The organism is Streptomyces sp. ICC4 (assembly GCF_003287915.1).
Classification (GTDB): Bacteria; Actinomycetota; Actinomycetes; order Streptomycetales; family Streptomycetaceae; genus Streptomyces; species Streptomyces tritrimontium.
Genome location: NZ_CP030286.1, coordinates 6,285,340 through 6,305,507, shown reverse-complemented (window position 1 = coordinate 6,305,507; position 20,168 = coordinate 6,285,340). Strand labels below are relative to the sequence as shown.

Here is a 20,168-nt window from a genome sequence, read left to right as displayed (position 1 = left end):
GCGACGTCAGTCGCGGGCGCCGCCGCCCAGGTGGTGGACGCGGACCATGTTGGTCGTGCCCGGGACGCCGGGGGGCGAACCGGCGGTGACGATCATGGTGTCGCCCGTGTTGTAGCGGCCCAGCTTGAGCAGCTCGGCGTCCACGAGGTCGACCATGGAGTCGGTGTTGTCCACGTGCGGGACGACGTAGGACTCGACGCCCCAGCTCAGGGTGAGCTGGTTGCGGGTGCCCTCGTCCGTGGTGAAGGCCAGGATGGGCTGGATCGCGCGGTAGCGCGAGAGCCGGCGGGCGGTGTCACCGGAGTGGGTGAAGGCGACCAGGGCCTTGCCGTCGAGGAAGTCCGCGATCTCGCAGGCCGCGCGGGCGACGGAGCCGCCCTGGGTACGGGGCTTCTTGCCCGGGACCAGCGGCTGGAGGCCCTTGGACAGGAGCTCCTCCTCGGCCGCCTCGACGATCTTCGACATCGTCTTGACGGTCTCGATCGGGTAGGCGCCGACCGAGGACTCGGCCGACAGCATGACCGCGTCCGCGCCGTCGAGGATCGCGTTGGCGACGTCGGACGCCTCCGCGCGCGTCGGACGCGAGTTGGTGATCATCGACTCCATCATCTGGGTCGCGACGATCACCGGCTTGGCGTTGCGGCGGCACATCTCCACGAGGCGCTTCTGCACCATCGGGACCTTCTCGAGCGGGTACTCGACGGCGAGGTCGCCACGGGCCACCATGACCGCGTCGAAGGCGGCGACGACGCCCTCCATGTTGGCGACGGCCTGGGGCTTCTCGACCTTGGCGATGACGGGGACCCGGCGGCCCACCTCGTCCATGACCTTGTGGACGTCCTTGACGTCGTCGGCGTCACGAACGAAGGAGAGGGCGACCATGTCGCAGCCCATCCGCAGGGCGAAGCGGAGGTCGTCGACGTCCTTCTCCGACAGGGCGGGGACGTTGACGGCGGCACCCGGCAGGTTGATGCCCTTGTGGTCCGAGATGACACCGCCCTCGATGACGATGGTCCGGACCCGGGGGCCCTCGACCTCGGTCACCCGGAGCTCGACGTTGCCGTCGTTGATCAGGATCTGGTCGCCCTTGGAGACGTCGCCCGGCAGACCCTTGTAGGTGGTTCCGCAGATGGACTTGTCGCCCGGGACGTCCTCGGTGGTGATGGTGAACTCGTCACCGCGGACGAGCTCGACGGGACCCTCGGCGAAGGTTTCCAGGCGGATCTTCGGGCCCTGGAGGTCGGCGAGGACGCCGACCGCACGGCCCGTGTCCGCGGAAACCTTCCGGACGCGGTCGTACCGCTCCTGGTGCTCTGCCTGGGAGCCGTGGCTGAAGTTGAATCGGGCCACGTTCATACCGGCCTCTACGAGCGCTTTCAGCTGCTCGTAAGAGTCGACGGCGGGGCCCAGCGTGCAGACGATTTTGGAACGGCGCATGGAGCGGATCCTATCGGTTTGTTTCGTAGCGGAATATTCCGTCTGGTGGAAAGTCCAAGTGACTAACCGGTAACCAGCGCGTACGCCTGGCTGGCGATCTCCAGTTCCTCGTCCGTCGGGACCACGGCGACGGCCACCCGCGCGTACTCCGCGGAGACCAGCCGCGGCTCCGGGGACCGCGCGGCGTTGGCTTCCAGATCGAGCGCGAGGCCCAGCTCCTCCAGGCCGGCCAGGGCCATCTCCCGGATCGAGGAGGAGTTCTCGCCGACGCCCGCCGTGAAGGCCACCGCGTCCACCCGGCCCAGCACGGCCGAGTAGGCGCCGATGTACTTCTTCAGCCGGTGGATGTACGAGGCCAGCGCCAGGCGCGCCGAGGCGTCGCCCTGCTCGGCGCGCCGCTGCACCTCGCGCATGTCGTTGTCTCCGCACAGACCCAGCAGACCGCTCTTCTTGTTGAGCAGCGAGTCGATCTCGTCGATCGACAGCCCGCCCGCGCGCGCCAGGTGGAAGACGACCGCCGGGTCCAGATCGCCCGAGCGCGTGCCCATGACCAGCCCCTCCAGCGGGGTCAGGCCCATCGAGGTCTCCACGCAGACCCCGCCGTGGACGGCCGACGCCGAGGCGCCGTTGCCCAGGTGCAGCACGATCACGTTCACGTCCTCCTCGGGCTTGCCGAGGAGGACGGCCGTGGCCCGGGCGACGTAGGCGTGCGAGGTGCCGTGGAACCCGTACCGCCGGATGGAGTACTTGTCCGCCGTCGCCGCGTCGATCGCGTACCGGGCCACGTGCTCCGGCATCGTCGAGTGGAAGGCCGTGTCGAAGACCGCCACCTGCGGCAGGTCCGGGCGCAGCGTGCGCGCCACCTCGATGCCGGTCACGTTCGCCGGGTTGTGCAGCGGCGCGAGCGGGATCAGGCCGCGGATCTCGGCCAGCACCGCGTCGTCGATCAGCGTCGGGTGGGTGAACTTGGTCCCGCCGTGCACCACCCGGTGGCCCACGGCCGCGAGTTCGGGGGAGTCCAGGCCCAGCCCGTCGGCGGCGAGCTCCGCCGCGACGGCCTTGAGGGCGGCCTCGTGGTCCGCGATCGGCCCGACCCGCTCGCGCTTGCCGCCGGCGGCGCCCGGTCCGGTCAGCGGCTCGTGGACGAGCCGCGAGGTCTCCTCGCCGATGCGCTCCACCAGGCCGACCGCCAGGCGGGAGGCGTCCGCCATGTCGAGCAGCTGGTACTTCACCGACGAGGAGCCGGAGTTGAGGACGAGTACGCGCGATGCGGTCACGATGGGGGTCTTTCCTTCTGTGTGGGGGGCCAGGCTCCGCTCGCTGTCCGAGAGGGCGGCCAGCGCCTCGGCGGGCTTCGGCGGCACCGGCTCGGCGCCGGCCCCCGGGGCCCCGGCGGCCGCCGGAGCGGATGCGGAGGCGGTTGCGGAGGCGGTTGCGGAGGACGGGGAAGGCGGGGCGGACCGGGAGGGGGCCGGGGACCGGGTCTCGGCCAGGGCCGCGGTGTGCGCCGCGACCGAGGCGCGCAGCGGAGCCAGCCGCTGGGCCAGGGCCGGATGCGTGGCGGCCGTCGCGTCGTAACGTTCCAGCAGTCGCTCACTTTCACGAACGGCGCTCTCGCGCATCCGCCGTTCGAGTGGAATCTCGGGCTCCGCGCCGGGCGCGTCCCCGTCGGAGCAACCGCTGAGCAGCGCGGCGCCGGCGAAGCCCGCGGCAGCGCCGAACAGGCTTCTTCGCGACGGCAGGATCGAGGGCACGGCGACGTCCTCCGGGTGCTGGCTGGGCTGATGGCGGGGCAGGGTGTGATCACGGTACCCGGGGCCCCGTCCACAGGGCGGACGGCAACACCCTCCGCGACCGGATACCCTTTGACCTGACGCACGACGGAAACCACAACAGCACACGCGGCCGAGGAGTCACCCGGATGAGCACCACCCAGAGCGACAGGCTGCGCGGATTGCTGGAGCCCCTCGTCGCCGCCAAGGGCCTGGACCTCGAGGAGATCGAGACGTCCAAGGCCGGCAAGCGCCGGATGCTGCGCATCATCGTGGACTCCGACGAAGGCGTGGAGCTGGACGCGTGTGCCGAGCTGAGCCGCGAGGTCTCGGACCTGCTGGACGAGACCGACGCGATGGGCGAGGACGAGTACGTCCTCGAGGTGAGCTCGCCGGGCGCTGACCGCCCGCTGACCGAGCCCCGTCACTACATCCGGGCGACCGGCCGTCTCGTGAAGTTCCAGACCTCGGACGGCGGGGAACTGATCGCCCGCATTCTCGAAGTGGACGACGAGGGCATGGACCTCGAAGTCCCGGGCGTGAAGGGCCGCAAGGCGACCGCCCGGCGCATCGCATTCACCGACATCGCCAAGGCGCGTGTCGAGATCGAGTTCAACCGCAAGGACAAGAAGGAAGAGGAGGCGTAGCCGTGGACATCGACATGAGTGCCCTGCGGGGTCTGGTCCGGGAGAAGGAGATTTCCTTCGACCTCCTCGTCGAGGCGATCGAGTCGGCCCTCCTCATCGCGTACCACCGCACCGAGGGAAGCTTCCGGCGCGCACGCGTGGTCCTCGACCGCACCAACGGTCACGTGATCGTGTGGGCGACCGAGGACCCGAGGGACCTGGAAGAGGGCCAGGAGGCCAAGGAGTTCGACGACACCCCGTCGGACTTCGGCCGCATCGCCGCGACGACCGCCAAGCAGGTGATCCTGCAGCGTCTGCGCGACGCCGAGGACGACCTGACCTTCGGCGAGTTCCTGGGCCGCGAGGGTGATGTCATCACCGGCGTGGTCCAGCAGGGCAAGGACCCGAAGAACGTCCTCATCGACATCGGCAAGCTGGAAGCCATCCTGCCGGTGCAGGAGCAGGTGCCCGGTGAGGAGTACACGCACGGACTGCGCCTCAAGGCGTACGTCGTGCGGGTGGCGAAGGGCGTCCGCGGTCCGTCCGTGACCCTGTCGCGCACCCACCCGAACCTGGTGAAGAAGCTGTTCGCCCTGGAGGTCCCGGAGATCGCCGACGGCAGCGTCGAGATCTGCGCGATCGCCCGTGAGGCCGGTCACCGCAGCAAGATCGCCGTACGGTCCACCCGCTCGGGCCTCAACCCGAAGGGCGCCTGCATCGGCCCGATGGGCAGCCGCGTGCGCAACGTGATGGCCGAGCTGCACGGCGAGAAGATCGACATCGTCGACTGGTCGGACGACCCGGCGGAGATGGTCGCGAACGCGCTGTCGCCCGCCCGGGTGAACGCGGTCGACGTCGTCGACTGGGACACCCGCTCCGCCCGGGTGATCGTGCCCGACTACCAGCTGTCGCTGGCCATCGGCAAGGAGGGCCAGAACGCCCGCCTCGCCGCCCGCCTCACCGGCTGGCGCATCGACATCCGCCCCGACACCGAGCAGCCCTCGGACGAGGGCGACCGGGGCGAGCGCCGGGACGACCGGCGCGACGAGCGCCGCGGGGAATAAATCCGGTACCGCCCGGGGCTGACCGGACGGTAGACAGGAACCTGGGGCGACCCGGGGCCCACCAGAAGACATGGTCCCGGCATGCGGCGGCCCGCCTCCGAGGGGCGGCGGGGCCCGGCCCGAAGGATCACGACAACATCCGTTCGATTTTTCGCCCGAAGGGGTGAGGTCGGTGCGGGGAGGTAGACTTAAGCGTGTCTGGCCGGACGCAAGCCCGCGCATGCCCCGAACGCACCTGTGTGGGGTGTCGGGAGCGAGCGGCCAAGAGCGATCTGCTGCGCATCGTGGCGATCGGTGACGAATGCGTCTCCGATCCTCGCGGTACGCTGCCCGGCCGGGGTGCCTACGTGCACCCCGCCGTGGTCTGCCTCGACCAGGCGGTCCGCCGCCGGGCGTTCCCCAGGGCCTTCAAGTCCACCGGACCGCTCGAAACGGCGGGCCTGCGCAATGCCCTGGCCGATGAGGCCGGGGCGACACCGTAAGCCAGTAGTACGGCACGGATCACCGTGCGGTCAGGTACCTCGCGAGTTGGAAGTAGGTCGAGATTGCGATGAGCACCCCTCGATGAGTACGCGATGAGTACGAGCATGAAGTAGACACGGTCCGGCGTAACCCGGACCTAAAAGGAGCGAAGTGGCTAAGGTCCGGGTATACGAACTCGCCAAGGAGTTCGGAGTTGAGAGCAAGGTCGTCATGGCCAAGCTCCAGGAACTCGGTGAGTTCGTCCGTTCGGCGTCCTCGACGATCGAGGCGCCGGTTGTACGCAAGTTGACCGACGCATTGCAGGGCCCCGGCGGCAACGCCGGCAAGGGCGCTGCGAAGCCGGGCGCGCCTCGTAGCGCGGCGCCCGCCAAGCCCGGGGCCCCGACCCCGGGTCCCGCACGTCCCGGAGCGCCGAAGCCCGGCGCACCGGCCCCCAAGCCGGTCGTCGCAGAGGCTCCGGCCGCCGCGGCGCCCGCCCCGGTGACTCCGGCCGCCTCCGGCCCGCGTCCCGGCCCGAAGGCCCCGGCCGCCCCGAAGCCCGCTCCGGCGGCTCCCGTGGCGACCGAGTTCTCCGCGCCTCCGGCGGCTCCGGCCGCCGCCCCGGCGCGCACCGAGCGTCCCGCCGCTGCGGCTCCCGGCCCCCGTCCGGCGCAGCAGCGTCCGGCGCAGGGTCAGGGCGGCCAGGCCGGCGCCCGTCCCGGCGCCCCGCGTCCGGCCGGTGCCGCTCCGGCGCGTGCCGAGCGTCCCGCCGGCGGTTCCGCCGGTGGTCCGCAGGCACCGCGTCCGCAGGGCGCCCGTCCGGCCGGTCCCCGTCCGGGCAACAACCCCTTCACCTCTGGTGGCTCCACCGGCATGGCGCGCCCGCAGGCGCCCCGTCCGGCCGGCGCTCCCCGTCCCGGTGCCCCCGGCGCCGGTGACCGCCAGGGTGGCGCTCCCCGTCCGCAGGGCGGCCCCGGCGGCGCTCCGCGTCCCCAGGGTGCCGGTGCCGGCCGTCCGACCCCGGGCGGCATGCCGCGTCCGCAGGGCGCCCGCCCCGGTGCCGGTGGCCCCGGTGGTGCTCCCGGCGGTAACCGTCCCAACCCGGGCATGATGCCGCAGCGTCCCGCTGCCGGTGGTCCCGGTCCCCGTCCCGGTGGCGGCCCCGGTGGCCGTGGTCCCGGTGCCGGTGGTCCCCGTCCCGGCGGTGCCGGTGGCGCGGGTCGTCCCGCGGGCGGCGGCTTCGCCGGTCGTCCGGCCGGTCCGGGCTCGCGTCCCGGCGGCGGTGGCGGCTTCGGCGGTCCCCGTCCCGGTGGTGGCGGCTTCGGCGGCGGTCCGGCCGGTGCCGGTGGCGGCGGTCGTCCCGGCTTCGCCGGGCGTCCCGGTGGTCCCAATGCCCGTGGTGGCACGCAGGGTGCCTTCGGCCGTCCCGGTGGTCCCGCGCGTCGTGGTCGCAAGTCCAAGCGCCAGCGTCGCCAGGAGTACGAGGCCATGCAGGCCCCGTCGGTCGGCGGCATCATGCTGCCGCGTGGTCACGGCGAGACCGTTCGCCTGTCCCGCGGTGCCTCCCTCACCGACTTCGCGGAGAAGATCAACGCCAACCCGGCGTCGCTCGTCGCCGTGATGATGAACCTCGGCGAGATGGTCACCGCCACGCAGTCCGTCTCCGACGAGACCCTCGAAATGCTGGCCGGCGAGATGAACTACGTCGTTCAGATCGTCAGCCCGGAGGAAGAGGACCGCGAGCTCCTCGAGGGCTTCGACATCGAGTTCGGCGAGGACGAGGGCGGCGAGGAATTCCTCATGCCGCGTCCGCCGGTCGTGACCGTCATGGGTCACGTCGACCACGGTAAGACCCGACTGCTCGACGCCATCCGCAAGACGAACGTCGTCGCGGGCGAGGCCGGTGGCATCACGCAGCACATCGGTGCGTACCAGGTCGGTACCGAGGTCAACGGTGAAGAGCGCAAGATCACCTTCATCGACACCCCCGGTCACGAGGCGTTCACCGCCATGCGTGCCCGTGGTGCCAAGTCGACCGACATCGCGATCCTCGTGGTCGCGGCCAACGACGGCGTCATGCCGCAGACGATCGAGGCGCTCAACCACGCCCAGGCCGCCGGCGTCCCGATCGTCGTCGCGGTCAACAAGATCGACGTCGAGGGTGCCGACCCGGTCAAGGTGCGCGGTCAGCTCACCGAGTTCGGTCTGGTCGCCGAGGAGTACGGCGGCGACACGATGTTCGTCGACATCTCCGCCAAGCAGGGTCTGAACATCGACTCCCTGCTCGAGGCCGTCGTCCTCACCGCCGACGCCTCGCTCGACCTGCGCGCCAACCCGGAGCAGGACGCTCAGGGTATTGCGATCGAGTCCCACCTCGACCGCGGCCGCGGTGCCGTCGCCACCGTCCTCGTCCAGCGCGGTACCCTCCGCGTCGGCGACACGATGGTCGTGGGCGACGCCTACGGCCGAGTGCGCGCCATGCTCGACGACAAGGGCAACAACGTCGAGGAAGCGGGTCCCGCGACCCCCGTCCTGGTCCTGGGTCTCACCAACGTCCCCGGCGCCGGCGACAACTTCCTCGTCGTCGACGAGGACCGCACGGCCCGTCAGATCGCCGAGAAGCGTGCTGCGCGTGAGCGCAACGCCAACTTCGCCAAGCGCGTCCGCCGGGTGTCCCTGGAAGACCTCGACTCGGTCCTCAAGGCCGGTCTGGTCCAGGAACTCAACCTCATCATCAAGGGCGACGCGTCCGGTGCGGTGGAGGCTCTCGAGTCCTCGCTGCTCCAGCTCGACGTCGGCGAAGAGGTCGACATCCGCGTCCTGCACCGCGGTGTGGGTGCGGTCACCGAGTCCGACATCAACCTGGCGATGGGCTCCGACGCCATCGTCATCGGCTACAACGTCCGTGCGGCCGGCCGTGCCGCGCAGATGGCGGACCGCGAGGGTGTCGACGTCCGCTACTACTCGGTGATCTACCAGGCCATCGAGGAGATCGAGGCGGCCCTCAAGGGTCTCCTCAAGCCGGAGTACGAAGAGGTCGAGCTCGGTACGGCGGAGGTCCGCGAGGTCTTCCGCTCGTCCAAGCTGGGCAACATCGCCGGTGTCCTCATCCGCTCCGGCGAGGTCAAGCGCAACACCAAGGCGCGGCTCCTGCGCGATGGCAAGGTCATCGCCGAGAGCCTCACCATCTCCGGTCTGCGCCGCTTCAAGGACGACGTCACCGAGATCCGCGAAGGCTTCGAGGGCGGTATCAACCTCGGTAACTTCAACGACATCAAGATCGACGACGTCATCGCGACGTACGAGATGCGCGAGAAGCCCCGCGCGTAAGCGCCAGGCGGTTCGCACCGTGTCGTAACGCGTAACACCGGGGCCGGTCGGCGGAATATCCGTCGATCGGCCCCGGCCGTTGCGTGTACGGTTCTGGTGACCCTGCCGCGCGACGGCCGGCAGGCCACCGAACCCGCACCGGCGGGATATCCGGAACTGCATGTACGTGGGGACTCTGTCCTTCGATCTGCTCCTCGGCGACGTTCACTCGCTGAAGGAGAAACGCTCCGTCGTCCGGCCCATCGTGGCCGAGCTCCAGCGCAAGTTCTCTGTGAGCGCGGCCGAAGTGGGCGACCAGGACCTGCACCGCAGGGCCCGTATAGGGGTCGCTCTGGTGAGTGGGGACACGGGGTTCCTCTCGGATGTACTGGACCGCTGCGAGCGGCTGGTCGCGGCACGTCCGGAAGTGGAGCTGCTGTCGGTACGACGGCGCCTCCACGGTGATGAAGACTGACCGCAAGACTTAAGAAGGAGACGGACCAGTGGCCGACAATGCGCGGGCGAAGAAGCTGGCGGACCTCATCCGGGAGGTGGTGGCCGAGAAGCTGCAGCGCGGTGTCAAGGACCCCCGCCTCGGTACGCACGTGACCATCACGGACACCAGGGTCACCGGCGACCTGCGGGAGGCCACGGTCTTCTACACGGTGTACGGCGACGACGAGGCACGGGTCAGTGCGGCAGCGGGCCTGGAGAGCGCCAAGGGCGTACTGCGCTCCGCGGTCGGCCGGGCGGCGCAGACCAAGTTCACGCCGACCCTGACGTTCGTGGCGGACGCCCTCCCGGAGACCGCCAAGAGCATCGAGGACCTCCTCGAGAAGGCGCGCACCTCCGACGCCCAGGTGCGCGAGGTGTCCTCCGGCGCCCAGTACGCCGGCGACGCCGACCCGTACAAGAAGCCGGACGACGAGGACGCCGACGACTCAGACGAGGGCGCAACCGCGGAATGAGCACCAACGCAGGGAAGACTCCGGACGGCCTGGTCATCGTCGACAAGCCGTCCGGCTTCACTTCGCACGACGTGGTCGCCAAGATGCGCGGGATCGCCAAGACCCGCCGCGTCGGCCACGCCGGCACGCTCGACCCGATGGCGACGGGCGTGCTGGTCCTGGGCGTCGAGAAGGCCACCAAGCTCCTCGGCCACCTCGCGCTCACGGAGAAGGAGTACCTCGGCACCATCCGGCTGGGCCAGAACACCCTGACGGACGACGCCGAGGGCGAGATCACCTCGTCGACCGACGCCGCCGGCGTCACCCGCGAGGCCGTGGACGAGGGCGTCGCCAAGCTGACCGGCGCGATCATGCAGGTCCCGTCCAAGGTCAGCGCCATCAAGATCAAGGGCGTGCGCTCCTACAAGCGCGCCCGCGACGGCGAGGAGTTCGAGATCCCGGCCCGACCGGTGACCGTCTCCTCGTTCCAGGTGTACGACATGCGCGAGGCGCAGGCCGAGGACGGCACCAAGGTCGTCGACCTCATCGTCTCCGTCGTCTGCTCCAGCGGTACGTACATCCGCGCGATCGCCCGCGACCTGGGCGCCGACCTCGGCGTCGGCGGCCACCTCACGGCACTGCGCCGCACCCGGGTGGGCCCCTACAAGATCGACCGGGCGCGCACCCTCGACCAGCTCCAGGAGGAGCTGACCGTCATGCCGATCGGTGACGCGGCCGCCGCCGCGTTCCCGCGCTGGGACCTGGACGCCCGGCGGGCGTCCCTGCTGGCGAACGGCGTGCGCATCGACATGCCGGAGGAGTACGAATCCGGCAGGGCGATCGCCGTCTACGGGCCGGACGGGCAGCTGCTCGGTCTCGTGGAGAGCAAGGGCGGCAAGGCGAAGTCGCTGGCGGTCTTCGTCTGAACCGGCTCCGGCCGGCCCGGCCGGACCGCATTTTGACGTGGAGCGGTGAGCGCACATGGACTGCCGCTCACCGCTCCACGACCCCCCTCGGGTAGGTCTCTATCCACCCGGACTTCGATATTCACCCGTCCGAGCAGGCGCTCGGAGTGAATGGAGGGAGCGTAAGGGGGCGCTTTCGCCTCGCGTGCTTTTCCCGCTGATCTTCATCTGCCTACCGTCGTGCATACGGGGCGCGCGCGGCGGGGAGTGGTGCGGTGACGGCGGAACTGGTCAGGATCTGCGATCTCACCGGGCGGCCGCGGGGCAGCGGCTTCGTCGCCGACGACCGCGGGACGGTGGTGACCGGCCACGAGACCGTGGACGGCATGGCCCGCATGGTCCTGCACGGCCCGGCCCCGGGGGAGCGGACCTGCCCGGCGGGCAGCTCGGACGTGACGGCCCTGCCGGAGCTCGGACTCGCGCTCGTCCGCAGTGACGGGCTCGGCGTGCGGCCCCTGCCGATCGCTCCGCGGGAGGACATCACTCCCGGGACGTACGTACGGCTGGCCGCGCGGGGCTGGCGGCAGGCGCGGGTGCTCGGCGGGGCCGAGGTCACCCACCAGGCGTCGGACCGCTCCCACGTACTGCCGGCCGCGCTGGAACTGGCGATCGGGACCGACGGACGCGACGCGCTGACCCTGGGCGGGGAGATCCGCGGGGGACCGGTGCTGGACGCCCGCACCGGAGCGGTGCTCGCGGTACTGGGCACCGACCTGCGCGCCTCCGGCCGGCGCCGCGGCGGCTTCGCCGTGCCGCTCGCGGCGGCCGCCGCCGCCGATCCCGGCGGGCCCCTCGCCGCACTGCTGCGCGCCAACGCTTCCACCGTGCCCGGCCACGGCACCGACCTGAACCTCGCCGGAGCCCTCCAGCTCACCGGGACCACCCTCGGCGCGGCCTTCGCCGCGCTGGGACCGGAACTGGTGGACCGCCCCGCGATCGCGGCCGAGCTGGACGCCTTCACCGCCGGGGACCGCCCCGTCCTCGCCCTCGTGGGCCTTCCCGGCACCGGCCGCACCACGGCCCTCGCGGCCCTGGCCGTACGCCGCGCCCACGGCCCGGACCCCGCCCCGACCCTCTGGCTCCGGGGCGCCGACCTGCGGGCCGGGGACACCTCGCTGGCCGACGCCGCGACGCGCGCGCTGGCCGGCGCCTCGCGGATCCTGGCCGTGCCGGGCCCCGCGACGACGGCCTCGGCCGCGGCCTCGCTGGTGGCCTCGGCCGGGCGGCCCCTGCTCGTGGTCCTGGACGCGCCCGAGGAGATGCCGCCCGGGCTCGCGCACGTGCTGGGCCCGTGGACCGCGGCCACCGCCGCCTGGCTGCGGGCCACCGGGACCCGGCTGGTGCTCGCCGCCCGGCCCGAGCACTGGGAGCCGGCCGGGGCGCTCTACCCGCCGGAGCTCCTGCACACCCCGGCCCGGCCGGCCCGGCGGCTGCCGCCCGCACTCCCGGTCGGCGACTTCACCCCGGAGGAGGCGGAGCCGGCCCGGACCCGCCTGGGGATCCCGGCCGGCGCGGTCGGGGAGGCCGACGCCCGCCACCCGCTCACGCTGCGGCTCCTCGCGCAGGTCCGCGCGGCCGGGGTCACCGCCGGGCGGCCGTCCCGTGACGAGGTCTTCGCCGCATACCTGGACCTGCTGTGCCTGCGGGTGGCCGTCCGCGTCTGCGCGGTACTGCCGCAGCCCCGCGGACCGGCCGGCCGCGTGGGCGCGGGCGTCGACGGGGACCCCGCCGGGGGTGTGGGCGCGGGCGTCGACGGGGACCCCGCCGGTGGTGTGGACACGGCCGCGGACACCGGCGGCGACGGGGCCGGGGCCGGGCCGGCGGACCAGGACGGGGTGCACGGACCTGGGGCGGCGAGGCTGGCCGCGCGCGTCGCCGGGCGGGCCCACGAGGCCGCGCGGCGGTGCCTCGGGCCGGGACAGGGCCGGCTCGACCGGGCCTCCTTCGAGGAACTGTTCCCCTGGCGCACCGGCTGGGCCTCCGCCGCGCTCGCCGAGGGGCTGCTGGTGCCCGCGGGCGACGGCTACCGCTTCGAACACGAGGAACTCTCCGACTGGCTCCAAGCCGTGCACCTGGACCTCCCCGCCGCCCTCGAAGGCCTGGGCCGCGGCGTCCCCCGCCACCGCGTCGGGCCGGTGCTCGAGGCCCTGCTGCGCCTCCCGCCCGGCGAGAGCTCCGCGGCGCAGACACGGCTCCTCGCGGTGCTCGGCGAAGCCGCCGAACCGGAGGCCCTCTGGTGGGCCGCCCGGCTCCTGCGCGAGACCCTGCTGCGCGCCCCCGACGCCACCCCCCACCTGCCCGTCCTGCACGCACTGGCCGCACACGTGGCGCGCACCGACCGCGAGCCTTCGGCGGGCGAGGCCTCGCATCCGGCCTCGCATCCGGCCGCGCATCCGGGCCCGGACGAGTTCGGCGGATGGTTCTGGAACCGGCTGCGGCTGGCCGAGGCGGACCGCTTCGACCTGCTGCGGCTGCTCGTGCCCCACGACCACCGCTACCTCGAGGCCGCCGCCCGGCGGCTCGCCCGGGCCCCCCGCCTCGTGCAGCCGCTGCTCTGCGCCTGGTTCCCGGACGAGCGGCGGCTGCTCGGACGGCCCGGGGCCACCGTCGCCACCGCCGCGCAGGCCCTGCTCCACACCCACCGGCGGCTCGCCGTCGACGACCTCGCCGAGGCGCTCGTCACCGCCGCGCACCCCCGCGCCGACGAACTGCTCGCCGTACTCGCCGAGGACGAGCCCTCCGCGCTCAGCCGGGCCGTGGACCGCTGGGCCCACGACCCGCGGCCCGGCCGGCGGGTCGCCGCGGCCGCCTACGGGCCGGCCACCGCCCCGCACGTGCGGACCCCCGCCGACCGCGAGCTGCTGCGCTACGCCGCGCAGGCCCTGCTCGCCCGCCCCGACGACGCCCCCCTGCACGGCAGCGCGCTGGGCATCCTGCTCCGAGACCCCCAGGTCCGCGCCCGCTACCTGCCCGACGCGCTCGCCTGCTTCCGCGACCCCGGGCGCACCACGCGGCTGCCCGCCTCCGCACTGGTCGCGGCGCTGCCCGTGCTGCCCGACCCCGACGCGGTGTTCGCCGCCCTGCGGGACCGGGCCGACGGGGAAGTGGTGCGCGCACTGGCCGCGCTGACCACGCCGGGGCTGGCGCGGCGCGCCGCGGAGCTCGTACGGGAGCACCTGGCGGGCCACCCGCAGGACGCCGCGCACGCCGCCGGGTTCGTGGACCGCAGGCTCGAACAGGGGCTGGCCGCCGCGCCCGTGCTCCGCCCGCTCGTGCTGGACCTGCTGCGCTCCGGCCCGCCGCGGGTACGGGCCGCGCTGGCCGCCGTACTGGCCGCGCCGGGCACGGAGGCCTCGCACACGCTCCGGGGCGAACTGGCCGACGTACTGCTGCGCGAGGAGCCCGATCCCGAGGTGCTCGACGCCTTCCTGCGCGCGCTCGCGGCGGGGGCCGCCGCGCGCCCGGAGGAACGTACGCGGCAGTTGCTGCGCCGCACCGGCCGGCAACTGCTGCGGGTGCCGGGCGGACCGGAGGTGTTCGAGCGGCGCACGGTCGAGCTGGCGCGGGCCGAACCGGCCTTCGGAGCGCTCGTCGCCCACTGGCTGGCGCGGGCACCGGAAGAGGCGGCGGCGCTGCTGGGGCCGAGCGCGCGCCGGACGGTGGAGACGCTCGGTCACGGCGTCTCCCGCCGGGCCGACGCCGATGATGGGCACCGGCCACCGGCATGGCAGTCTTAGACCTGCAATCGGCAACCAGTACAGGGCCTACACGGTTCGGGCGAGGAGAGCGGTCACAGTGCAGCGCTGGCGTGGCTTGGAGGACATCCCCCAGGACTGGGGACGCAGCGTCGTCACCATCGGCTCCTACGACGGCGTCCACCGGGGTCATCAGCTGATCATCGGGCGGGCCGTCGCCAAGGCGCGCGAGCTGGGCGTACCCTCCGTCGTCGTCACCTTCAGTCCGCACCCGAGCGAGGTCGTCCGCCCCGGCAGCCACCCGCCCATCCTGGCCCCGTACGACCGGCGCGCCGAACTGATGGCCGGACTGGGCGTGGACGCGATGCTGATCCTGCCCTTCACGGCGGAGTTCTCGCAGCTTTCCCCGGCCGAATTCATCGTCAAGGTGCTCGCCGACAAGCTGCACGCGTGCGCGGTCATCGAGGGGCCGAACTTCCGCTTCGGTCACAGGGCCGCCGGCAACGTGGACTTTCTGCGCGAGCTCGGTGCCACCTACGACTACGAGGTCGAGGTCGTCGACCTGGTGGAGCGCGGCGAGGCGGGCGGCGGCGTGCCGTTCTCCTCGACGCTCGCGCGGGCGCTGGTGGGGCAGGGCGACATGGAGGGCGCGGCCGAGATCCTGGGCCGGCCGCACCGGGTCGAGGGCGTCGTGGTGCGCGGTGCGCAGCGCGGGCGGGAGCTCGGCTACCCGACGGCGAACGTCGAGACGCAGCCGCACACCGCGATCCCGGCGGACGGGGTGTACGCGGGCTGGCTGACGGCGGACGGCGAGCGGATGCCGGCGGCGATCTCGGTGGGAACGAACCTGCAGTTCGACGCCACCGAGCGGACCGTGGAGGCGTACGCGATCGACCGCGTCGGACTGGACCTGTACGGCATGCACGTGACCGTCGACTTCCTCGCCTACGTGCGGGGGATGGCCAAGTTCGAGTCGCTGGACGGGCTGCTGGAGGCGATCGCGGACGATGTGAAGCGCTCGCGCGTGCTGATCGATGCGTACGACGCGGAGCCGCGCGGAGCACTCTGAGCGCGCGGTACGGGGTACGGGCGAGGGCCCGTACCGGTCTGGAATCCAGGCCGGTACGGGCCCTCGTGCGTTCGGGGCCGCGTCAGCCCAGGCGCGGGTCGCGCGGCGGCTGGCCCGGCTGCTGGGGGTGGGGCTGAGGCTGGGGCTGCTGCGGCTGCCAGGGCTGGCCGGGCGTCGGGTAGGGCTGCGGGGGCTGGCCGTACGGCTGCGGGGCCTGAGGCGCCTGGTGCGCCTGGGGGTACGGCTGGCCGGGCTGGGGGTGCTGCTGCTGCGGCTGCTGGCCCCAGTGGTTCGGTGCCGCCTGCTGCTGCGCGCGCAGGAAGTCCTCGGCGACCAGGGCGGAGAGGTTGAAGTAGGCCTCGCGCGTCTTGGGCTTCATCTGGTCGAGGTCGACCTCGGCGCCGGCCGCGAGGTGGTCGTCGAACGGCACCACGACGACCCCGCGGCAGCGGGTCTCGAAGTGCCGCACGATGTCCTCGACCTTGATCATCTTGGCGGTCTCGCGGACCCCGGAGATCACGGTGAGGGAGCGCGAGACGAGATCGGCGTACCCGTTGGCCGTCAGCCAGTCGAGCGTGGTGCTCGCGCTGCTCGCACCGTCCACGGACGGCGTGGAGATGATGATCAGCTGGTCGGCCAGGTCCAGGACCCCGCGCATCGCGGAGTAGAGGAGGCCCGTGCCCGAGTCGGTGAGGATGATCGGGTACTGGCGGCCGAGCGTCTCTATGACGCGGCGGTAGTCCTCGTCGTTGAAGGTCGTCGAGACCGCCGGGTCCACGTCGTTCGCGATGATCTCCAGGCCGGAGGGGGCCTGGGAGGTGAACCGCCGGATGTCCATGTACGAGTTGAGGTACGGGATCGCCTGGACCAGGTCCCGGATGGTGGCCCCGGTCTCGCGGCGCACGCGGCGGCCGAGGGTGCCGGCGTCGGGGTTCGCGTCGATGGCCAGGATCTTGTCCTGGCGCTCGGTCGCGAGGGTGGCGCCGAGGGCGGTGGTGGTCGTGGTCTTGCCGACGCCGCCCTTGAGGCTGATCACGGCGATGCGGTAGCAGGACATGACCGGGGTGCGGATCAGCTCCAGCTTGCGCTGGCGTTCCGCTTCGGCCGCCTTGCCGCCGAAGCGGAAGAGGCTGCCGCCGGAAGCGCTGTTGCCGCTCTTGGGCTTCTGCTTGCCGCGCAGCAGGCGGTCGGACGACAGCTCGACGGCGGCGGTGTAGCCGAGCGGGGCGCCGGCGCCCGGCTGGGGGCCCTGGGGCCACTGGCCGGCGGCGCGGGGATCGTTGTACGGGGCCTGCGGGGCCTGCGGGACCTGAGGAGGCTGGGGCTGGGCGTACTGCTGTGGGTATAAGAGACAGGGCCCTGGGGGCCCGGCGGGCGGGACCCCGTAGATTTCGATCTTGATTCGATACGACAGAAGGCAGGCCCTCAATGACCCGGGTGCTCGTGGTGGACGACGAACCCCAGATCGTCCGAGCCCTGGTGATCAACCTGAAGGCACGCAAGTACGAGGTCGACGCGGCCGCCGACGGGGCGAGCGCCCTGGAGCTGGCTGCCGCCCGCCACCCCGACGTGGTCGTCCTCGACCTGGGCCTGCCCGACATGGACGGCGTCGAGGTGATCAAGGGACTGCGCGGCTGGACCCGCGTCCCGATCCTGGTCCTCTCCGCGCGGCACAGCTCCGACGAGAAGGTCGAGGCACTGGACGCGGGCGCCGACGACTACGTCACCAAGCCCTTCGGCATGGACGAACTGCTGGCCAGGCTCCGCGCCGCCGTCCGGCGGGCGGAACCGGGCGCCGGGTCCGGCGAGGACGAGGTGATCGTCGAGACCGAGGGCTTCACGGTGGACCTCGCGGCGAAGAAGGCGGTGCGCGAGGGCCGCGACGTCCGCCTCACGCCCACCGAGTGGCACCTGCTGGAGGTGCTGGTCCGCAACGGCGGCAAACTGGTCAGCCAGAAGCAGCTGCTCCAGGAGGTCTGGGGGCCTTCGTACGGGACCGAGACCAACTACCTGCGGGTCTACATGGCGCAGCTGCGGCGCAAGCTGGAGGCCGACCCCTCGCACCCGAGGCACTTCATCACCGAACCGGGCATGGGATACCGCTTCGAGAGGTAGTGGGCGCGCCGGTACGCTTCCTGTATGAGTGCTGAACCGCGTCCCGAGAAGCCCGCGAAGCCGGCGAAGCCAGCCAGGCCGGCGGGCCGGTTCCGCCGGATGATAGAGCGGCTGTCCACCTCGCAGGAGGAGCTGCATTCCGCGGAACTGCAGGAGGACGCAGAAGCCGCGGGGTGCACGCGGATCTGCGACTGCCACGACCGCCAGATAGTCAAGGTCACCGGGACCCTGCGCACCGTCACCCTGCGGCCGCGCGCGGGCGTCCCCGCCCTGGAGGCCGAGCTGTTCGACGGCTCCGCGGCGCTGGACGTCGTATGGCTCGGACGTCGCTCGATCGTGGGAATCGAACCAGGCCGTCGCATGATCGCCTCCGGGCGGATCTCGATGAGCCACGGCCGTCGGGTGCTCTTCAACCCGAAGTACGAACTCCGACCGCTCGGACAGGAGCACTGACGGTGACGTCACTCGACAAACCGACGACCCCCGGCACGCAACCGGTGGACCCCGCCGCCGAGCCCTCCGCGGACCAGAAGGCCGTGACACAGGCGGCCCTCTTCGACGCCTTCGGCGGCATCCGGGGCACCGTGGAGACGATGCTCCCCGGCCTGCTCTTCGTCATGATCTACACGATCAACAAGGACGTGAAGCTCTCGGCCATCGCGGCGGGCGCGGTCGCCGTCCTGCTGGTGGTCGTACGGCTGCTGCGCAAGGACACGGTCAAGCACGCCTTCAGCGGGGTCTTCGGCGTGGGCGTGGGCGTGGCCTTCGCCCTGTTCACGGGCAGCGCGAAGGGCTTCTACCTGCCCGGCATGATCTACGGCGCCGGGCTGGGCGTGGCCTTCACGCTCTCCGCGCTGGTGGGCTTCCCGCTGCTGGGGGTGATGCTGGGGCCGGTGTTCAAGGAGAACCTGTCCTGGCGCACGCGCAACCCGGGGCGCAAGAAGGCCTACACCAAGGCCAGCCTGGCCTGGGGCCTGATCTTCCTCGCGAAGTACGCGATCCTCTTCCCGCTGTACTGGTGGGGCGACGCGACGCAGCTGGGCTGGGTGCTGATCGCGCTGAAGCTGCCGCCGATGGTGCTCGCGGTGTACTTCACGTGGGTCTTCCTTGCGAAGGCGCCGCCGCCGATCAACGTGATCGCGGAGTGGGAGGCGGAGGAGGCGGCGGAGAAGGCCGCGAAGGCCGCCAAGGGGGCCTGAAGGCCTGACCCCGTACGCGGCTGCGTGCGCGGGCGGGCTGCGACCGGTGGCAGCGGGCTGCGGCCCGGGCCCCTGGGGCTCCGCCCCAGACCCCGCGCCTCAAACGCCGGCGGGGCTGGGACGGAGCGGGCCGCAGGCTAGTCCGCGGCCTGGAGGAGGTCTTCCAGCTGCTCCTCGCGGGCCTGTGCGGACACGAAGAGGAGCTCGTCGCCCGGCTCCAGGGTCTCCTCGCCGTGCGGCGTGAGCACCCGGTTGCCGCGGATGATCGTGACCAGCGAGGTGTCCTCGGGCCAGTCGATCTCGCTGATCTGCTTGCCCGCGACCTGGGAGTCGGCGGGCAGGGTCAGCTCGACCAGGTTGGCGTCGCCGTGGCTGAAGCGCAGCAGCCGTACCAGGTCGCCGACGCTGACGGCCTCTTCCACGAGCGCCGACATCAGGCGCGGAGTGGAGACGGCGACGTCGACGCCCCAGGACTCGTTGAAGAGCCATTCGTTCTTCGGGTTGTTCACGCGGGCCACGACCCGGGGGACCCCGTACTCGGTCTTGGCGAGGAGGGAGACGACCAGGTTGACCTTGTCGTCACCGGTCGCGGCGATGACCACGTTGCAGCGCTGGAGCGCCGCCTCGTCGAGCGAGGTGATCTCGCAGGCGTCGGCCAGCAGCCACTCGGCCTGCGGCACCCGCTCCACGGAGATGGCGGTCGGAGCCTTGTCCACGAGGAGCACCTCGTGGCCGTTCTCCAGCAGCTCTGCGGCGATGGAGCGGCCGACCGCGCCGGCTCCGGCGATCGCGACCCTCATGCGTGTGCCTCCTCAGGACCCTCGGCGAAGGACGCCTCCACCTTGTCGATCTCGTCCGTGCGCATCATCACGTGGACGAGGTCGCCCTCCTGCAGGACCGTCGCGGACGTCGGCAGCATGGCCTCGCCCAGCCGGGTGAGGAAGGCGACGCGGACCCCGGTCTCTTCCTGCAACTGGCTGACCTTGTGGCCGATCCAGGCGGTGGAGGTGTGCACCTCGGCGAGCTGGACACCGCCGCTCGGGTCGCGCCACAGCGGCTCGGCGCCCGACGGCAGCAGCCGGCGGAGCATCTGGTCGGCCGTCCACCGGACGGTCGCGACGGTGGGGATGCCCAGACGCTGGTAGACCTCGGCGCGCTTGGGGTCGTAGATGCGGGCGGCGACGTTCTCGACGCCGAACATCTCACGGGCCACTCGGGCGGCGATGATGTTGGAATTGTCACCACTGCTCACCGCGGCGAAGGCGCCCGCCTCCTCGATGCCGGCCTCGCGCAAGGTGTCCTGGTCGAAGCCGACTCCGGTGACGCGGCGGCCGCCGAAGGACGCCCCCAGCCGGCGGAATGCGGTGGGGTCCTGGTCGATGACCGCGACCGTATGCCCCTGCTGTTCCAGGGTCTGTGCGAGAGCGGAGCCCACTCTTCCGCAGCCCATAATGACGATGTGCACGGCCGTCCTTCCGGCTGTCAGCGGCTCGCTGGGTTCCAGCCTC

General features: G+C 72.2%; 16 protein-coding genes and 1 pseudogene. 12 read left to right on the top strand and 5 right to left on the bottom strand.

Translation table 11 applies throughout. From position 1 onward, the window contains the following. Positions 1-6 precede the first annotated feature (6 nt). Positions 7-1,437 (bottom strand): pyruvate kinase, encoded by a 1,431-nt coding sequence (gene pyk, locus DRB89_RS29450; protein WP_112451278.1) that lies wholly within the window; start codon positions 1,435-1,437, stop codon positions 7-9. A 62-nt stretch (positions 1,438-1,499) separates the two neighbouring features. Next, entirely contained in the window at positions 1,500-2,714 is a 1,215-nt protein-coding gene (locus tag DRB89_RS29445; RefSeq protein WP_112451277.1) for an acetate kinase, read from the bottom strand. A 644-nt stretch (positions 2,715-3,358) separates the two neighbouring features. Here DRB89_RS29445 and rimP point away from each other — a divergent pair. The 9 genes from rimP (at position 3,359) to DRB89_RS29395 (ending at position 15,346) form a co-directional block, all read left to right on the top strand. Then, positions 3,359-3,856 carry a ribosome maturation factor RimP gene (gene rimP / locus DRB89_RS29435; protein WP_112451254.1) on the top strand — a complete coding sequence of 166 codons (498 nt, stop codon included), beginning with the start codon at positions 3,359-3,361 and terminating at the stop codon, positions 3,854-3,856. Between the two features lie 2 nt (positions 3,857-3,858). Then, on the top strand, positions 3,859-4,899 hold the full coding sequence (gene nusA / locus DRB89_RS29430) for a transcription termination factor NusA (protein ID WP_112451253.1): 1,041 nt from the start codon (positions 3,859-3,861) through the stop codon (positions 4,897-4,899). A gap of 194 nt (positions 4,900-5,093) precedes the next feature. Continuing rightward, positions 5,094-5,381, top strand: a complete 288-nt coding sequence (locus DRB89_RS29425; RefSeq protein WP_112451252.1) for a YlxR family protein — start codon at positions 5,094-5,096, stop codon at positions 5,379-5,381. A 151-nt stretch (positions 5,382-5,532) separates the two neighbouring features. After that, positions 5,533-8,691, top strand: a complete 3,159-nt coding sequence (infB, locus tag DRB89_RS29420; RefSeq protein ID WP_112451251.1) for a translation initiation factor IF-2 — start codon at positions 5,533-5,535, stop codon at positions 8,689-8,691. Between the two features lie 160 nt (positions 8,692-8,851). Beyond that, positions 8,852-9,145, top strand: a complete 294-nt coding sequence (locus DRB89_RS29415) for a DUF503 domain-containing protein (protein WP_030161467.1) — start codon at positions 8,852-8,854, stop codon at positions 9,143-9,145. Between the two features lie 28 nt (positions 9,146-9,173). Continuing rightward, the gene (gene rbfA, locus DRB89_RS29410; protein WP_112451250.1) at positions 9,174-9,638 is read left to right on the top strand and encodes a 30S ribosome-binding factor RbfA; all 465 of its coding nucleotides are present in this window, start codon (positions 9,174-9,176) and stop codon (positions 9,636-9,638) included. Then, entirely contained in the window at positions 9,635-10,543 is a 909-nt protein-coding gene (gene truB, locus DRB89_RS29405; RefSeq protein ID WP_112451249.1) for a tRNA pseudouridine(55) synthase TruB, read from the top strand. The genes rbfA and truB overlap by 4 nt, the downstream gene beginning before the upstream one ends. Before the next feature lie 254 nt (positions 10,544-10,797). Then, positions 10,798-14,319, top strand: a complete 3,522-nt coding sequence (locus tag DRB89_RS29400) for a serine protease (RefSeq protein WP_239516385.1) — start codon at positions 10,798-10,800, stop codon at positions 14,317-14,319. Between the two features lie 58 nt (positions 14,320-14,377). Then, on the top strand, positions 14,378-15,346 hold the full coding sequence (locus DRB89_RS29395; RefSeq protein WP_112453838.1) for a bifunctional riboflavin kinase/FAD synthetase: 969 nt from the start codon (positions 14,378-14,380) through the stop codon (positions 15,344-15,346). An 82-nt stretch (positions 15,347-15,428) separates the two neighbouring features. On the opposite strand, the pseudogene DRB89_RS29390 reads toward DRB89_RS29395, so the two are convergent. After that, positions 15,429-16,667: pseudogene (locus DRB89_RS29390) on the bottom strand (MinD/ParA family protein); the annotation flags it as partial. 107 nt (positions 16,668-16,774) lie between these two features. Here DRB89_RS29390 and DRB89_RS29385 point away from each other — a divergent pair. Genes DRB89_RS29385 through DRB89_RS29375 form a run of 3 tightly spaced genes read left to right on the top strand, consistent with a single transcriptional unit; the run spans position 16,775 to position 18,660 of the window. Beyond that, entirely contained in the window at positions 16,775-17,461 is a 687-nt protein-coding gene (locus DRB89_RS29385; protein ID WP_112451268.1) for a response regulator, read from the top strand. Between the two features lie 24 nt (positions 17,462-17,485). After that, positions 17,486-17,914, top strand: a complete 429-nt coding sequence (locus tag DRB89_RS29380; RefSeq protein ID WP_112451269.1) for an OB-fold nucleic acid binding domain-containing protein — start codon at positions 17,486-17,488, stop codon at positions 17,912-17,914. 2 nt (positions 17,915-17,916) lie between these two features. Then, complete coding sequence (locus DRB89_RS29375) at positions 17,917-18,660, top strand: DUF3159 domain-containing protein (protein ID WP_112451270.1); 744 nt, start codon at positions 17,917-17,919, stop codon at positions 18,658-18,660. Between the two features lie 137 nt (positions 18,661-18,797). On the opposite strand, the gene DRB89_RS29370 is transcribed toward DRB89_RS29375, so the two are convergent. Both DRB89_RS29370 and DRB89_RS29365 read right to left on the bottom strand, forming a co-directional pair. After that, positions 18,798-19,460 (bottom strand): TrkA family potassium uptake protein, encoded by a 663-nt coding sequence (locus tag DRB89_RS29370; protein ID WP_112451271.1) that lies wholly within the window; start codon positions 19,458-19,460, stop codon positions 18,798-18,800. After that, on the bottom strand, positions 19,457-20,125 hold the full coding sequence (locus DRB89_RS29365) for a TrkA family potassium uptake protein (RefSeq protein WP_112451272.1): 669 nt from the start codon (positions 20,123-20,125) through the stop codon (positions 19,457-19,459). The genes DRB89_RS29370 and DRB89_RS29365 overlap by 4 nt, the downstream gene beginning before the upstream one ends. Between the last annotated feature and the right edge of the window lie 43 nt (positions 20,126-20,168).

What these genes read in the sequence shown, in the direction of transcription:
- truB (WP_112451249.1), top strand. Translation starts at nt 9,635, where the DNA reads ATGAGCACCAACGCAGGGAAGACTCCGGACGGCCTGGTCATCGTCGAC.
- DRB89_RS29415 (WP_030161467.1), top strand. Translation starts at nt 8,852, where the DNA reads ATGTACGTGGGGACTCTGTCCTTCGATCTGCTCCTCGGCGACGTTCAC.
- pyk (WP_112451278.1), bottom strand. Translation starts at nt 1,437, where the DNA reads ATGCGCCGTTCCAAAATCGTCTGCACGCTGGGCCCCGCCGTCGACTCT.
- DRB89_RS29380 (WP_112451269.1), top strand. Translation starts at nt 17,486, where the DNA reads ATGAGTGCTGAACCGCGTCCCGAGAAGCCCGCGAAGCCGGCGAAGCCA.
- DRB89_RS29385 (WP_112451268.1), top strand. Translation starts at nt 16,775, where the DNA reads ATGACCCGGGTGCTCGTGGTGGACGACGAACCCCAGATCGTCCGAGCC.
- DRB89_RS29370 (WP_112451271.1), bottom strand. Translation starts at nt 19,460, where the DNA reads ATGAGGGTCGCGATCGCCGGAGCCGGCGCGGTCGGCCGCTCCATCGCC.
- rimP (WP_112451254.1), top strand. Translation starts at nt 3,359, where the DNA reads ATGAGCACCACCCAGAGCGACAGGCTGCGCGGATTGCTGGAGCCCCTC.